The sequence below is a fragment of the Diaphorobacter sp. ED-3 genome (genome assembly GCF_027625375.1).
GTDB classification, from domain to species: domain Bacteria; phylum Pseudomonadota; class Gammaproteobacteria; order Burkholderiales; family Burkholderiaceae_C; genus Diaphorobacter; species Diaphorobacter nitroreducens.
In genome coordinates, this window is the sequence record NZ_CP115182.1 from 548,112 (window position 1) to 561,617 (window position 13,506).

The 13,506-nt window shown below is 68.3% G+C and carries 15 protein-coding genes; 12 read left to right on the forward strand and 3 right to left on the reverse strand.

The annotated features are described in order from the left end of the window. The gene (locus tag PCQ86_RS02695) at positions 1 to 456 is read left to right on the forward strand and encodes a DUF2214 family protein (RefSeq protein WP_196994524.1); all 456 of its coding nucleotides are present in this window, start codon (positions 1 to 3) and stop codon (positions 454 to 456) included. 100 nt (positions 457 to 556) lie between these two features. On the opposite strand, the gene PCQ86_RS02700 is transcribed toward PCQ86_RS02695, so the two are convergent. Then, positions 557 to 889 carry a PsiF family protein gene (locus tag PCQ86_RS02700; protein ID WP_012655402.1) on the reverse strand — a complete coding sequence of 111 codons (333 nt, stop codon included), beginning with the start codon at positions 887 to 889 and terminating at the stop codon, positions 557 to 559. A 125-nt stretch (positions 890 to 1,014) separates the two neighbouring features. Here PCQ86_RS02700 and argS point away from each other — a divergent pair, with 125 nt between their 5' ends. The 11 genes from argS to PCQ86_RS02755 all read left to right on the forward strand — a co-directional run bounded on the left by argS (position 1,015) and on the right by PCQ86_RS02755 (position 12,139). Further along, positions 1,015 to 2,718 (forward strand): arginine--tRNA ligase, encoded by a 1,704-nt coding sequence (argS, locus tag PCQ86_RS02705; RefSeq protein ID WP_270174812.1) that lies wholly within the window; start codon positions 1,015 to 1,017, stop codon positions 2,716 to 2,718. A gap of 12 nt (positions 2,719 to 2,730) precedes the next feature. Then, positions 2,731 to 3,357 carry an SPOR domain-containing protein gene (locus PCQ86_RS02710; protein ID WP_047349343.1) on the forward strand — a complete coding sequence of 209 codons (627 nt, stop codon included), beginning with the start codon at positions 2,731 to 2,733 and terminating at the stop codon, positions 3,355 to 3,357. Between the two features lie 58 nt (positions 3,358 to 3,415). Further along, complete coding sequence (locus tag PCQ86_RS02715; protein WP_011803808.1) at positions 3,416 to 4,066, forward strand: thiol:disulfide interchange protein DsbA/DsbL; 651 nt, start codon at positions 3,416 to 3,418, stop codon at positions 4,064 to 4,066. Positions 4,067 to 4,239: 173 nt separating this feature from the next. Beyond that, on the forward strand, positions 4,240 to 4,899 hold the full coding sequence (lptA, locus tag PCQ86_RS02720; RefSeq protein WP_041835854.1) for a lipopolysaccharide transport periplasmic protein LptA: 660 nt from the start codon (positions 4,240 to 4,242) through the stop codon (positions 4,897 to 4,899). A 23-nt stretch (positions 4,900 to 4,922) separates the two neighbouring features. Beyond that, positions 4,923 to 5,675: an LPS export ABC transporter ATP-binding protein gene (gene lptB, locus PCQ86_RS02725; protein ID WP_012655406.1), complete on the forward strand. Its 753-nt coding sequence runs from the start codon at positions 4,923 to 4,925 to the stop codon at positions 5,673 to 5,675. Positions 5,676 to 5,727: 52 nt separating this feature from the next. Then, the gene (locus PCQ86_RS02730) at positions 5,728 to 7,305 is read left to right on the forward strand and encodes an RNA polymerase factor sigma-54 (RefSeq protein WP_270174813.1); all 1,578 of its coding nucleotides are present in this window, start codon (positions 5,728 to 5,730) and stop codon (positions 7,303 to 7,305) included. A gap of 3 nt (positions 7,306 to 7,308) precedes the next feature. After that, positions 7,309 to 7,752: an acyl-CoA thioesterase gene (locus PCQ86_RS02735; RefSeq protein WP_012655408.1), complete on the forward strand. Its 444-nt coding sequence runs from the start codon at positions 7,309 to 7,311 to the stop codon at positions 7,750 to 7,752. Further along, on the forward strand, positions 7,749 to 9,062 hold the full coding sequence (locus PCQ86_RS02740) for a THUMP domain-containing class I SAM-dependent RNA methyltransferase (protein WP_270174814.1): 1,314 nt from the start codon (positions 7,749 to 7,751) through the stop codon (positions 9,060 to 9,062). The genes PCQ86_RS02735 and PCQ86_RS02740 overlap by 4 nt, the downstream gene beginning before the upstream one ends. Then, on the forward strand, positions 9,052 to 9,537 hold the full coding sequence (locus tag PCQ86_RS02745) for a putative toxin-antitoxin system toxin component, PIN family (RefSeq protein WP_270174815.1): 486 nt from the start codon (positions 9,052 to 9,054) through the stop codon (positions 9,535 to 9,537). The genes PCQ86_RS02740 and PCQ86_RS02745 overlap by 11 nt, the downstream gene beginning before the upstream one ends. After that, positions 9,525 to 10,826 carry a UDP-N-acetylglucosamine 1-carboxyvinyltransferase gene (locus PCQ86_RS02750; RefSeq protein WP_011803815.1) on the forward strand — a complete coding sequence of 434 codons (1,302 nt, stop codon included), beginning with the start codon at positions 9,525 to 9,527 and terminating at the stop codon, positions 10,824 to 10,826. The genes PCQ86_RS02745 and PCQ86_RS02750 overlap by 13 nt, the downstream gene beginning before the upstream one ends. A gap of 482 nt (positions 10,827 to 11,308) precedes the next feature. Then, complete coding sequence (locus PCQ86_RS02755; protein ID WP_270174816.1) at positions 11,309 to 12,139, forward strand: YecA/YgfB family protein; 831 nt, start codon at positions 11,309 to 11,311, stop codon at positions 12,137 to 12,139. 245 nt (positions 12,140 to 12,384) lie between these two features. Here PCQ86_RS02755 and PCQ86_RS02760 read toward each other — a convergent pair whose 3' ends face one another. Together PCQ86_RS02760 and PCQ86_RS02765 are read right to left on the reverse strand one after the other, a co-directional pair. After that, positions 12,385 to 12,924 (reverse strand): CinA family protein, encoded by a 540-nt coding sequence (locus PCQ86_RS02760; RefSeq protein ID WP_270175413.1) that lies wholly within the window; start codon positions 12,922 to 12,924, stop codon positions 12,385 to 12,387. A 5-nt stretch (positions 12,925 to 12,929) separates the two neighbouring features. Continuing rightward, complete coding sequence (locus PCQ86_RS02765; protein ID WP_011803818.1) at positions 12,930 to 13,460, reverse strand: phosphatidylglycerophosphatase A family protein; 531 nt, start codon at positions 13,458 to 13,460, stop codon at positions 12,930 to 12,932. Between the last annotated feature and the right edge of the window lie 46 nt (positions 13,461 to 13,506).

Here is a 13,506-nt window from a genome sequence, read left to right on the forward strand (position 1 = left end):
GTGACCACCGAAGCCCTGCTCGCCTATGCCCACATCATGGCCTTCCTCATGGCCGCCACCTTCCTTGCCAGCGAGACCGCGCTGTGCCGCAAGGAGTGGATGAACGCGGCCGCAGTCGAGCGGCTGGCGCGGGTGGACATGCTGTACGGTATCTCGGCGCTGCTGGTGCTGGCCACCGGGCTGGCGCGCACCTGGTGGGGCATGAAGGGCGGGGCTTGGTACTGGTCGCAGCCGCTGCTGCATGCCAAGGTCACGTTGTTCGTGGTGATCGGGCTGATGTCCATCGTCCCGACCATGCGCTTCCTGCGCTGGCGCCGCGCGGTGCGCGCCGGCGGCGCGCTGCCCTCGGATGACCAGGTGCGCAGCACGCGCCGTCTGGTGATGATCGAGGCCCATCTGCTGGCGCTGATTCCGCTGTTGGCCGTCTTCCTGGCACGCGGCGTGGGCACGCGCTGAGCGCCGAGGGAAGGGCAAAAAAAGAAACCCCGCGGGCGGCAGGCGTGCGGGGTTTGCTCGTGCAGGCCCGATGGGCGGGCCCGTGCGGTGCGTCGGTCCTTTAGCTGGCCGCGCCGCTCAGGCACTCTTTCATGAAGGCCTTGCGGGCGTCGCCCTTGAGGTTCTTCGCACCGGCGTCCGCGTTACAGCTCTTCATCTTGTCCTGCTGGGTGGACGCCTTGTTGCCGCTCAGGCACTCCTTCATGAAAGCTTTGCGTTCGTCGCCCTTGAGGTTCTTGGCGCCGGCGTCGGCATTGCAGGTCTTCATGCGCGTCTGCTGCGCCGTGGGCGCCTTGGCGGGGGCAGAGGCGCCGGCCGCGGGGGCGTCCGCAGCGTGTGCGGCGAACGAAAGGGCAAAGCCGGCAGCGGCCAACAGGGGAAGCAGTTTCTTCATGTAATGCTCCTGCAAAAAAGGAAAAGGTGAATGCGCCCGCCGACAACGCAGTGCCCCACGGGCCACCCAGCATAACGCCGGGCGGTCACGAATGGATGACGGGTCGGCCCGTAGAATCCGCCCCCATGCTCTCCGTCAAACAGGAATTGCTCGCGGCGCTGGCCGGCGAGCTGGAAAAGGTGTCGCCCGGCGCAGGCAGCCGCGCGGCCTTCGAATCTCCCAAGGTCGCTGCCCATGGCGACCTCGCGTGCACGGCCGCCATGCAGCTGGCCAAGCCCCTCAAGCAGAATCCCCGCGCACTGGGCGAACAGCTACAGGCCGCGCTGGAGGCCACGCCCGCGTTCCAAAAATGGGTGCAGGCCATCGAGATCGCCGGCCCCGGTTTTCTGAACATCCGCCTCAAGCCCGCCGCCAAGCAGCAGGTGGTGCACGAGGTGCTGGCGCAAGGCGCGCAATATGGCTACCAGCCGGCGCGCGGCGAGAAAGTCCTGGTGGAGTTCGTCTCCGCCAACCCCACCGGCCCGTTGCACGTCGGTCACGGCCGCCAGGCCGCCATCGGCGACGCCATCAGCCATCTGTACGCCACCCAGGGCTGGAGCGTGCACCGCGAGTTCTATTACAACGACGCGGGCGTGCAGATCGACACCCTCACCAAGAGCACGCAACTGCGCGCCAAGGGCTTCAAGCCCGGCGACGACTGCTGGCCCACGGACAGCGAGAACCCGCTGGCCAAGAATTTCTACAACGGCGACTACATCCAGGACATCGCCGACGCCTTCCTCGCCAAGTCCACCGTCCAGGCCGATGACCGCGCGTTCACGGCCAATGGCGATGTCGAGGATTACGAGAACATCCGCCAGTTCGCCGTGGCCTACCTGCGCAATGAGCAGGACAAGGATCTGCAGGCCTTCAACCTCCAGTTCGACCAGTACTACCTGGAGTCCAGCCTTTACGCCAACGGCCATGTGGACGCTACCGTGCAGCGCCTCGTCGCCAACGGCAAGACCTACGAGCAGGACGGCGCGCTGTGGCTCAAGTCCACCGACTACGGGGACGACAAAGACCGCGTCATGCGCAAGCAGGACGGCACGTACACCTACTTCGTGCCTGACGTGGCCTACCACATCCAGAAGTTCCAGCGCGGCTTCACCAAGGTGGTGAACATCCAGGGCACGGACCACCACGGCACCATCGCGCGCGTGCGCGCCGGCCTGCAGGCGGCGGACGTGGGCATCCCCCAGGGCTACCCCGACTACGTGCTGCATACCATGGTGCGCGTGGTGCGCAATGGCGAGGAGGTCAAGATCAGCAAGCGCGCCGGCAGCTACGTGACGCTGCGCGACCTGATCGAGTGGACCAGCAAGGACGCGGTGCGTTTCTTCCTGCTGTCGCGCAAGCCCGACACCGAATACACCTTCGACGTCGACCTGGCCGTGGCGCAGAACAACGACAACCCCGTGTATTACGTGCAGTACGCCCATGCGCGCATCTGCTCGGTGCTGCGTGGCTGGCGCGAGGACTACGACGTGGCCGCGCTGCGCGATGTAGACCTGTCGCCGCTGGAAGGCCCGCAGGCCCAGGCGCTGATGCTGCTGCTCGCCAAGTATCCCGAGATGCTCACCGCGGCCGCGGCCGGCAATGCGCCGCACGACGTGACCTTCTACCTGCGCGACCTGGCTGCCGCCTACCACAGCTATTACGACGCCGAACGCATTCTGGTGGACGACGAGGCCGTCAAGCAGGCGCGGCTGGCGCTCGTCGCGGCCACAGCGCAGGTATTGCACAATGGATTGGCGGTGCTGGGCGTGTCTGCGCCAGCCAGAATGTAAGTGACCACTGATATGAAGAAACAGCAACGCGGCGGCACCATCGTGGGCTTCATCCTCGGGGTGATCGTGGGCCTGGGAGCCGCGCTGGCCGTGGCCGTGTATGTGACCAAGGTGCCCGTGCCCTTCCTGAACAAGAGCACGCCGCGTGCGTCCGAGCAGGACGAGGCCACGAAGAACAAGAACTGGGACCCCAACGCGCCGCTGTACGGCAAGAACCCTGTGCGCCCCGCTGCGCCGGCTGCCGCTCCCGCGTCCGACACCGCGACCGCCGCAGCCCAGCCTGCGTCGGGTCCGCGGGCGGCGGCCAGCCGGCCCGGCGCGGCACCGACGTCGGCCGACCCGCTGGGCGACCTGGCCCGCGCCAAGGCCAACGCGGCGCCCGCTCCCGCGACCAGTGCCGATCCTTTCGAATACTTCGTGCAGGCGGGCGCGTTCCGCACCCAGCAGGATGCCGATGCGCAGCGCGCCAAGCTGGCCATGCTGGGCTGGGAGGCGCGCGTCAGCGAGCGTGAGCAGAACGGCCGCACGGTGTTCCGCGTGCGCGTGGGCCCGTTCGGCAAGCGTGACGACGCCGAGTCGCTGAAGGAAAAACTCGATGGCGCGGGGGTGGAGTCCGCGCTGGTCCGGGTGCAGCGCTGAACTTTTGCCCGCGCTGGCGCTCACAACCCTCCATACTGTCCAGGAGTGATCCCAACCTATGAAACGCCGTGAGTTTTCTCTGACCGTCGCCTCCGCGGCCACCGCCCTGAGCCTGCCGCTGGCGGCGCCCGCATTGGCGCAAGGCCGCCAGTTCAAGGAAGGCAAGGACTACGTCAAGCTGGGCAAGCCCGTCGCAACCGAGGCACCTGCCGGGAAGATCGAAGTTATCGAGTTCTTCTGGTACAGCTGCCCGCACTGCAATACGTTCGAGCCTTCGCTGGAGGCCTGGATCAAGTCGGCGCCCAAGGACCTGCACATCCGCCGCGTGCCCGTGGCGTTCAATGCGAGCTTCGTGCCGCAGCAAAAGCTCTACTACGCGCTGGAAGGCATGGGCAAGCTGCCCGAGCTGCATGCGAAGGTGTTCCGCGCGGTGCACGTGGAACGCCTGCCGCTGAACAAGGACGAGCTGATCTTCGACTGGATCGGCAAGCAGGGCGTGGACGTGGCGAAGTTCAAGGAGGTCTACAACTCCTTCACCGTATCCAACCAGGTGCGCAAGGCGTCGCAGCTGCAGGACGGCTACCAGGTCGAAGGCGTGCCCTCCATGGGAGTGGCCGGCCGCTACTACACCGACGGCACCATGGCCGGCAACATGCAAAGCGTGCTGCAGGTGGTGGAGCACCTGGTTGGCGTAGCGCGCAAGGGCTGAAGCGCCCCGCCGCGACCAACGACAAGCGCGCCTACGGGCGCGCTTTTTTCATGCCTGCGCACCGGTTGGCGCGGCGGCATGACAGCCGGTGGCAGGCCTGTACGGGTTGATGCGATCCACTGCGGCGGCGGCGCGCTTGCGTCAGTACAATGACCGCAAGATTCGTGCCCTCTATGAGAACCCGATTGCCCTTCCTCCTCCTGTCCCGCGCCGCAGCGCTGGCCCTGGCGCTGGCTGCATCGCCGCTGGTGCATGCCGAAAAAGCCGACCGCAACAAGCCCATGAACATCGAGGCCGATGCCCTGCGCCACGATGAGCTCAAGCAGACCAGCGTTTTCACCGGCCGTGTCGTCATGACCAAGGGCACCATCGTGCTGCGCGGCGCGCAGCTGGAGGTGCGCCAGGATGCCGACGGCTTCCAGTACGGTGTGGTGACGGCCGAGCCGGGCAAGCGCGCTTTTTTCCGGCAAAAGCGTGACACCGCGCCGGGCGCGCCCGACGAGTTCGTCGAGGGCGAGGGTGAGGTCATCGAATACGACGGCCGCGCCGACGTGGTGAAGCTCATCCGCCGCGCCGAGCTGCGTCGCTACCGCGAGGCCACACTGACCGACGAGCTGGCCGGCGCCCTCATCGTCTACAACAACCTCACGGACGTGTTCACCGTGGACGGGCAGAAGACCGCGCCCGGCGGCGCCACTGCCGGCACGCCGGGCGGCCGGGTGCGGGCGGTGCTCGCGCCCAAGGAGCCCGCCTCGGGCACCAGCGCCACGCCGCCCGTGCGCACCGAGCCGCCCGCGCTGCGTACCAGCCCCAGCCTGGACGGCGCGAAGTGAGCGCGGCCTTGGACGATGCGCGCATGAGCGAAGGCGTCAGCCGCCTGGAGGCGCTGCACCTGGAGAAGTCCTACGGCAGCCGCAAGGTGGTCAAGGACGTGTCCGTGGTCGTGCAAAAGGGAGAGGTGGTGGGCCTATTGGGCCCCAACGGCGCCGGCAAGACCACGTCGTTCTACATGATCGTCGGCCTGGTGCGCAGCGACGGCGGCCGCATCAGCATCGACGGGCAGGACGTGACGGACATGCCCATCCACCGGCGCTCGCGGCTGGGCCTGTCGTACCTGCCGCAGGAAGCCTCGATCTTTCGCAAGCTCAATGTCGAAGACAACGTGCGCGCGGTGCTGGAGCTGCAGACCGACGAGGCCGGCCGCTCCCTGCCGCGCGCCGAGGTGGAGCGGCGCCTGACCGCGCTGCTGCAGGAACTGCGCGTGGACCACCTGCGCAAGTCGCCTGCACTGGCGCTGTCGGGCGGCGAGCGCCGGCGCGTGGAGATCGCGCGCGCGCTGGCCACGCAGCCGCGCTTCATCCTGCTGGATGAGCCCTTCGCCGGCATCGACCCGATCGCCGTGATCGAGATCCAGCGCATCATTGGCTTTCTCAAGGCGCGCGGCATTGGCGTGCTGATCACCGACCACAACGTGCGTGAGACGCTGGGCATCTGCGACCACGCCTTCATCATCAGCGACGGCCAGGTGCTGGCTCAGGGTACGCCGTCGGACATCGTCGACAACGCGGAAGTGCGCCGGGTGTACCTGGGCGAGCACTTCCGCATGTGAGAGTGATGGGCGACCACGGCGCGATGCAGGACCAGACAGTGGGTTGCAGGCCATGAAGCCCGGCCTGTCGCTGCGCGTCTCGCAGCACCTGGCGCTCACACCGCAGTTGCAGCAGTCGATCCGCCTGCTGCAGCTGTCCACGCTGGAGCTGGCCCAGGAGGTCGAGCAAATGCTCGACGAGAACCCCTTCCTGGAGCGCACGCTGGAAGAGGCCCCGCGCGAGGAGTTCGGCCTGGCCCAGGCCGATGCACCGGTGAGCGAGCAAGACCGAGAAGTCGAAGATGCTATTTATTCAGGAGCTGTCAGCGCAGGGCAGGAAAGCGCTACAAGCCAAAATGATGCAGAAACCTCCACAGCCGAATCCACGGCCGAACCCGCGGACTGGGAAGGCGACGGCTCGGTAGACCTGGCGCCCGACGACAGCGAGTGGGGCGGCGACGCCCCGGCACGCAACGGTGCCGGCGCGGGGAGCGACGACGAGGTGGACGCCACCGAGCTGGCCCGCAGCCAGGAGTCGCTCACGGCCTTCCTGCACCGCCAGGCGCTGGCGCTGCGCCTGTCCGAGCTGGACATGGCCGCGCTGCGCTTCCTCATCGAATCGCTGAACGACGACGGCTACCTGGACGAGTCGCTGCAGGACCTGGCCGCCAGCCTGGCGGGCACCGAAGACCCCGAGCAACTCGATGAATTGGTGCACCGCTTCACCGTGGCGCTGCGCCTGCTGCAAAGCCTGGAGCCCGCGGGCGTGGGCGCGCGCGGACTGGCCGAATGCCTCACGCTGCAGTTGCGTGCGATGGACCAGGACGAAGAGGGCGACCCCGACGTGATCCAGGCCGCGCTGGCCATTTGCGGCCAGCCGCTGGACCTGCTGGCCAAGCGCGACGTGCGCCGCCTGGCGCAGGCCTGCGGCACCAGCGAAGAGCGCACGCGCGCTGCGATGGCCTTGATCGCGCGGCTGGAGCCACGCCCGGGCAGGCGCTTTGCCGACGTGGACCGCAACATCATCGTGCCCGACGTGATCGTCAAGAAAACCGGCCGCGGCGGACAGCAGAACTTCAGCGTGCAGCTCAACCCGGACGTGATGCCGCGCCTGCGCGTGCACGACATCTACGCCGGCGCGTTGCGCGGCGGCCGTGGCGAAGGCCACCAGGCGCTGCAGGCACGGCTGCAGGAGGCGCGCTGGTTCATCAAGAACATCCAGCAGCGTTTTGACACCATCCTGCGCGTGTCGCGCGCCATCGTGGAGCGGCAGAAGAACTTCTTCGTGCATGGCGAACTGGCCATGCGCCCGCTGGTGCTGCGCGACATTGCCGATGAACTGGGCCTGCACGAGTCCACCATCAGCCGCGTGACCACCGCCAAGTACATGGCCACACCCCAGGGCACGTACGAGCTCAAATACTTCTTCGGCTCGGGGCTGGGCACCGAAACCGGCGGCAACGCCTCCAGTACGGCCGTGCGCGCGCTCATCAAGCAGTTCATCGCGGCCGAGAACCCGCACAAGCCGCTGTCGGACAGCCAGATCGCCGAGATGCTCAAGGAGCAGGGCATTGAATGTGCGCGCCGCACCGTGGCCAAATACCGTGAGGCGCTCAAGATCGCCCCGGCCAACCTCCGCAAGGCACTTTGAACCATGGCACGCGTCGTCTTCGACCTTCCCCCGCACTTCGGCTTCAGTACCGAGCTGCAGATCTACATCAGCCATGTCAACCAGGGCGGGCACCTGGACAACGCGCAGTTGCTCAGCCTCGTGTCCGAGGCGCGCGTGCGTTTCTTCAAGTCGCTGGGTTACCCCGAGGCCGACGTGGCGGGCCTGTCCACCGTGGTGGGCGACATCGTGGCGCAATACAAGTCCGAGGCGTTCCACGGCGAGACGCTGCGCGTGGAGATGACGCCGCAGGACTTCAACCGCTACGGCTTCGACCTCGTCTTCCGGTTGACCGAGAAGAGCCAGGGGCGCGAGATCGCGCGCGGCAAGACCGGCATCGTCTTCATCGACCGGGCGGCCCGCAAGCCCGCACCCATTCCCGAATCCGTGCTCCAGCCATTGCTGCAGCGCGCAGCACAGCCGCAATGAACCAGCTTCAACTCTTTTTGCCCTGCGCCGCTGGCGTGGAGGGCTATCTGGCCGACGAGGTGCATGGCCTCACGGGGCTGGCCGGGCAGGACCTGCTCGTGGGCCGCGCGGGCGTGCTGCTGCGCGCCTCCTGGCGCGACGCGCTGCGCCTGAACCTGCACAGCCGCCTGGCGCAGCGCGTGCTGGTGCAACTGGCCGAGCGGCCCTACCGCAACGAGGACGACATCTATGCCGCCGCGGCCGACGTGGCCTGGGAGATCTGGTTCACCCCGCGCCAGAGCTTCAAGGTGGAGGTGACGGCCCAGCACAGCCCGCTCAAGAGCCTGAACTTCGCCGCGCTGCGCGTGAAGGATGCCGTGGCCGACCGCTTCCGCGCCAAGGCCGGCGTGCGCCCCGACGTGCAGACGCAGTGGCCCGACGTGCGCGTGCACCTGCACCTGACCAGCGACCGCGCCCAGATCTACATCGACACCTCGGGCGAACCGCTGTTCAAACGCGGCTGGCGCGAGGACAAGGGCGACGCGCCGCTCAAGGAAACGCTGGCCGCCGCCATGATCGCCGCCACCGGCTGGGACCCGCATGGCGAGCAGCCGCTGCCGCTGTACGACCCCTGCTGCGGCAGCGGCACCGTGGTCATCGAGGCCGCGCAGATCGCCTGCCGCATCGCGCCGGGGCTGCAGCGGCGCTTTGCCTTCGAGAAGCTTTTGCCGCACCAGGCCCATGTCTGGTCTGCGATCAAGGACGAAGCTGCCAGCGCCGTTACCGCGGCCTCGGTGCCGATTTTTGGCAGCGACGTGTCGCACCGCATGGTGGACTTTGCCCAGCGCAATGCCGTGCGCGCCGGCGTGGCCGACGCGGTGCAGCTGCGCGGGGGCGACGCGCTGCAGCGCATGCCGCCCAGTGAACAACCCGGGGTCATGCTGCTGAATCCGCCGTATGGCGAGCGCATCGCCGCGGCCGGCACGGCGGGGCGCAATGCGCGTGAGCGCATGTCCACGGTCGAGCGCATGGGCCGCGAGACGGCGCAGACCGAAGACGGCGTGGACTTCTTCGCGCAGTTGGCCGCGCACTGGAAGAAGCACTACGCCGGCTGGCAGGCCTGGATGCTCACGCCCGACCTCAAGCTGCCCGGCAAGATGCGCCTGAAGGAGTCGCGCCGCGTGCCGCTGTGGAACGGCCCCATCGAATGCCGCCTGTTCCGCTTCGACCTCGTGGCGGGCGCCGTGCGGGATCGGCCGCGCGCCGGCCACGCGGGGGAGGGCGGCGCGGCCAACGGTGCGCCGGCCGGCGGAGCCTCGGATGCGTCCTGAGCTGCGCCTGCCTGCCGTGGCGCCGGCGGGCGAGAGCGCGCGTGTCGTGGTGCTGGACACCAACATCGTGCTCGACCTGTTCATCTTCGCCGACGCGGCCGTGGCCACCGTGCGTGCGCTGCTGCAGGCCCAGCGCCTGGACTGGATCGCCACGCAGCACATGCGGGACGAGCTGGAGCGCGTGCTGCAGTACACCCACCTGCAGCCGCGCATGGCGTATTACGGCGTGGGCGCGAATGACGTACTGACGGCGTTCGACGCGGGCGTGCGCCTGGTCGAGGTGGCGCCGCGCGCGCCCTGGGCCTGCAAGGACGCGGACGACCAGAAGTTCATCGACCTGGCGGTCGCGCACCGCGCCATCATCGTGTCCAAGGACAAGGCTGTGCTTTGCATGCGAAAACGGCTGTTGACGCAGGACACGCATGCGGTGGCAGCTATTGTTTTTGAAGAGGTTTGCGAACCATGTCCAACCTGATCGTGCATGGCGGCACGCCGCTGCGTGGCCGCGTCACCCCCTCGGCCAACAAGAACGCGGTGCTGCCCGTGCTGTGCGCCACGCTGCTCACGCGCGCGCCGCTGCGCCTGGTGGGCGTGCCCGACATCACCGACGTGCGCAAGATCCTGGAGATCTTCCGCACCCTGGGCAGCGAGGTGCGCTGGGACCATGCCAGCGCCACGCTGGAACTGCACCACCAGGCCACGCATTTCGACGCCGCCACGCACCGCCTGCCCGAGGAGATGCGCTCGTCCATCATGCTGGTGCCGCCGCTGCTGGCGCGCTTCGGCGTGGCGCGGCTGGAGGACAACGTGAAGGGCTGCACCCTGGGCGTGCGCGAGATCGACCCGCATGTGGAGGTCTTTCGCAGCTTCGGCGGCCAGGTGGAGCGGGCCGAGGGCTCGCTGCTGGTGCGCCGCGTGGGCATGCTCACGCCGGTGCACCACTGGCTGGACTATGCCTCGGTGACCACCACCGAGAACTTCGTGCTGTGCGCCGTGGCCGCGCAGGGCACCTCCACGCTGACCAACGCGGCGTCCGAGCCGCACGTGCAGGAGTTCTGCCGCTTCATGCAAATGCTGGGCGCGCAGATCGAGGGCGTGGGCACCTCGCGGCTTACGGTGCACGGCGGCGGCGACCTGGGGGGCGGTGAATTCCGCTTTGCCGAGGACTTTCACGAGATCACCACTTTCCTGGCGCTGGGGGCCATCACCGGCGGCGACGTGGTGGTGAAGAACAGCGCACCGGAGAACTTCCCGCTGATCGACCGCACGTTTGCCAAGTTTGGCGTGCGCGTGGAGCACCGGGACGGCTGGTCGCGCGCCTTCGTGGACGGGCCGCTCACGGTGCAGACGCCCTTCACCCCCAACGTGCTGACCAAGGTGGAGGCCGCGCCCTGGCCCTATTTCCCGGTGGATCTGCTGCCGATCTTCATCGCGCTGGGCGTGCGCGCGCAGGGCAACGCGATGTTCTGGAACAAGGTGTACGACGGCGCTTTAGGCTGGACGGGCGAGCTGTCCAAGTTTGGCGCGCATGTGTACCAGTCCGACCCGCACCGCATCGTCACCTTCGGTGGGGGGCCGCTGGCGCCGGCGGTGGTGGAGAGCCCCTACATCATCCGCGTGGCGATCGCGCTGTTCATGGTGGCGGCCAGTATCCCGGGGCGCTCGGAGATCCGCAACGCCACGCCCATCCGCCGCGCGCACCCGCACTTTGTGGAGAACCTGCGCAGCCTGGGGGCCCGGGTGGAGTGGACGGCAGAGGAGTAGCCGCGCCCTGATCGCCCCAGCCTTCGCTGCGCTGCAGCACAAAAGTGGATTGTGGTTTATACTTACGCCTAAGGGTTAACACTTAGTGGTTAACCCGATGTTGGTCGGCGTATGAGATGCGCGCCGTTCCGCACCGGATGAGCATCTCAGTCAGGAAACCACACCATGCGCGAAGCCGTCCGTCTGATCCTCGAGTTCATCCAAGAAGCCCGCGAGGCCCATCTGGAAATCGCCAGCCAATAAGGCTGGGCGGGCCGCCCAAGTGGCCCTTTGTTACCGACCGCTGCGCCCCATTGCCTTGGCATGGGGCGTTTCTGTTTTTGAGGCCAAATCAAGCTCTAGCGCTTGTGTGATAAGCGCGAGAAGCTATTAATAAAATAGCTTGCGCGCAACCTACGACGTTACACTGCGCGCCTCAGGCCTCCTGGGGCCCTGTTTCTCCTCCTCCTTAGCCCGCGGGTCCAAGCCCCGCCCGATTCCGCATGAACGCCACCTCCGACACCCCCGCATCCGCCGCCGCCCCCGCCCTGGGGCCGGATGAACTGGACGAACTCGACAGCCTGCTGGACGACCTGCGCACGCGTGAGGAAGATGTGCCGCAGTGGGAGTTCTGCGACGGCTTCCTGACGGCGCTGGTCTGCACGCGCCGCCCCGTGCCCGCGGCGGAATGGCTGCCCATGCTGCTGGGCGACGGCCAGGAGCTGGACGTGGCCGAAGGCGAGCCCCTGCCGCTGGTGCCCACGTTCAAGGACCTGGCGCAGCAGGAGCGCTTCCTTGCCTTGTGGGAGCTGCGCCGCGCCGAAGTGCAGGCGCAACTGGACGAGCAGGCCGAATCGCTGGACGCCGACAACGCCTTCCAGCCCGAGGTGATCGACATGCGCGGCGCCATCGCCAGCCTGCCCGAGGAGGAGCGCGCCGAGATGGCGGGGCAGGAGATTCCTTCCTTCGGCCAGGTCTGGGCGCTGGGCTTCATGTTCGCCGTGGAGAACTGGCCCGAGGACTGGGCCACCCCGCGCGACAAGGAAGCCGCCCAGTGGCTGGACGGCGCGCTCGAATCCATCGTCGCCCTCACCGAGGACGACACCGGCAAGCCCGAGATCTGCATGTACGCCGAAGACGGCCCGCCCAGCACCAGCCAGGAGCGCCTGGAGGTCTTTGGCGAGGCCATCTGGGGCGTGTACGACCTGCGCCAGCTCTGGCGCAGCCTGGGTCCGCGCCAGGAAACCATCGTCAAGGGCGAGCAGCCCGGCCGCAACGACCCCTGCCCCTGCGGCAGCGGCAAGAAGTACAAGAAGTGCTGCGGCGCGGCTTGACGCGGCTGTGGCCAGGTGTGGCTGGCCTGGCACGGCCTTGCCTGGTGTAGCTGGCCTGGCGCGGCCCGGCCTGACGCGGCACGGCCTGGCGCGGCCCGGCCTGGCGCGGCCCGGCCTGGCGCGGCCCGGCCTGACGCGGCACGGTTCGACTCGCCGGCATTGAGTGGGCGGCACGCAGCCGGTGGCCCGGTATTGCGCTCTGGGCCTGCCCAGGTGCTACGGCGCCGCCAGGCCCAGTGGGACCGTCAGGAGCGCGAAGGGGCGGGCGCCTGGGCCAGCAACTGCGCCAGCCGCCCCAGCGCGTGGCGCACCGTGGCGGCGCGCACGGCGGCGCGGTCTCCGGCAAAGCGCCGCAGTTCCGAATGGGTGGCGCCAGCCACGCACCAGCCGAACCACACCGTGCCCACCGGCTTGTCCGGGCTGCCGCCCGTGGGGCCGGCCACGCCCGTCACGGCCACGCTGACCTGCGCGGCGCTGTGGCGCACGGCGCCCTCGGCCATGGCGCGGGCCACGGGCTCGCTCACGGCGCCGTGGGCCGTGATGAGATCGGCGGGCACGCCCAGCAGCGCGGTCTTGGCGGCGTTGGAATAGCTGACGAAGCCGCGCTCGAACCATTGGCTCGACCCCGCCAGGTCGGTGCAGGCCGCCGCGATCAGGCCGCCGGTGCAGCTCTCGGCCGTGGCCAGCATCCAGCCGCGTGCGAGCAGGTCCGTGGAGATATGAATCAAATTGGCCTCCAGCGCCCGTCCATCAAGCGCTGGCAGCTCTATTTTTGATAGCTCCATGGCATTCACCCGAACCAGTGGCGCCACAGCGCGATCACCAGCAGCGTGCAGAACGCGGCCACCAGGTCGTCCAGCATGATCCCCAGGCCGCCGCGCCAGCCGAAGCCCTTGAACAACCGGTCGGCCCAGGCCACGGGGCCGGGTTTGGCGGCATCGAAATAACGGAACAGCGCAAAGGCGGCGAGCTGGCCCCAGAAGCCCATGGGCATGGCCAGCCACAGCACGATCCAGATCGCGACGATTTCATCCCACACGATGTGGCCGGGGTCTGCCACGCGCATGTGGCGTGCGGTGACGGTGCAGGCCCACCAGCCCAGCAGCAGCGACAGCGCGATCAGCAGCCCCATGCCGCGCGGCGTGAGCCACAGTTGCAGCACCAGGAACGCCAGCCACCCCCACAGCGTGCCCACCGTGCCCGGTGCCACACGCGACAGTCCGCTGCCAAAGCCCAGCGCGATGCAGTGCGCGGGGTGCACGAACAGAAAGCGGCGCAGGGCGTGGGGCGGCAGCGGGGTGGGGGGCGGCGTATCGGGCATGGGCGACAAGGATGCAAGTGCCGGCCGATGCTACCAGCGGCGCCGG

What these genes read in the sequence shown, in the direction of transcription:
- PCQ86_RS02700 (WP_012655402.1), bottom strand. Translation starts at nt 889, where the DNA reads ATGAAGAAACTGCTTCCCCTGTTGGCCGCTGCCGGCTTTGCCCTTTCG.
- argS (WP_270174812.1), top strand. Translation starts at nt 1,015, where the DNA reads ATGCTCTCCGTCAAACAGGAATTGCTCGCGGCGCTGGCCGGCGAGCTG.
- PCQ86_RS02710 (WP_047349343.1), top strand. Translation starts at nt 2,731, where the DNA reads ATGAAGAAACAGCAACGCGGCGGCACCATCGTGGGCTTCATCCTCGGG.
- PCQ86_RS02715 (WP_011803808.1), top strand. Translation starts at nt 3,416, where the DNA reads ATGAAACGCCGTGAGTTTTCTCTGACCGTCGCCTCCGCGGCCACCGCC.
- lptA (WP_041835854.1), top strand. Translation starts at nt 4,240, where the DNA reads ATGAGAACCCGATTGCCCTTCCTCCTCCTGTCCCGCGCCGCAGCGCTG.
- lptB (WP_012655406.1), top strand. Translation starts at nt 4,923, where the DNA reads ATGAGCGAAGGCGTCAGCCGCCTGGAGGCGCTGCACCTGGAGAAGTCC.
- PCQ86_RS02730 (WP_270174813.1), top strand. Translation starts at nt 5,728, where the DNA reads ATGAAGCCCGGCCTGTCGCTGCGCGTCTCGCAGCACCTGGCGCTCACA.
- PCQ86_RS02735 (WP_012655408.1), top strand. Translation starts at nt 7,309, where the DNA reads ATGGCACGCGTCGTCTTCGACCTTCCCCCGCACTTCGGCTTCAGTACC.
- PCQ86_RS02740 (WP_270174814.1), top strand. Translation starts at nt 7,749, where the DNA reads ATGAACCAGCTTCAACTCTTTTTGCCCTGCGCCGCTGGCGTGGAGGGC.
- PCQ86_RS02745 (WP_270174815.1), top strand. Translation starts at nt 9,052, where the DNA reads ATGCGTCCTGAGCTGCGCCTGCCTGCCGTGGCGCCGGCGGGCGAGAGC.
- PCQ86_RS02750 (WP_011803815.1), top strand. Translation starts at nt 9,525, where the DNA reads ATGTCCAACCTGATCGTGCATGGCGGCACGCCGCTGCGTGGCCGCGTC.
- PCQ86_RS02755 (WP_270174816.1), top strand. Translation starts at nt 11,309, where the DNA reads ATGAACGCCACCTCCGACACCCCCGCATCCGCCGCCGCCCCCGCCCTG.
- PCQ86_RS02760 (WP_270175413.1), bottom strand. Translation starts at nt 12,924, where the DNA reads ATGGAGCTATCAAAAATAGAGCTGCCAGCGCTTGATGGACGGGCGCTG.
- PCQ86_RS02765 (WP_011803818.1), bottom strand. Translation starts at nt 13,460, where the DNA reads ATGCCCGATACGCCGCCCCCCACCCCGCTGCCGCCCCACGCCCTGCGC.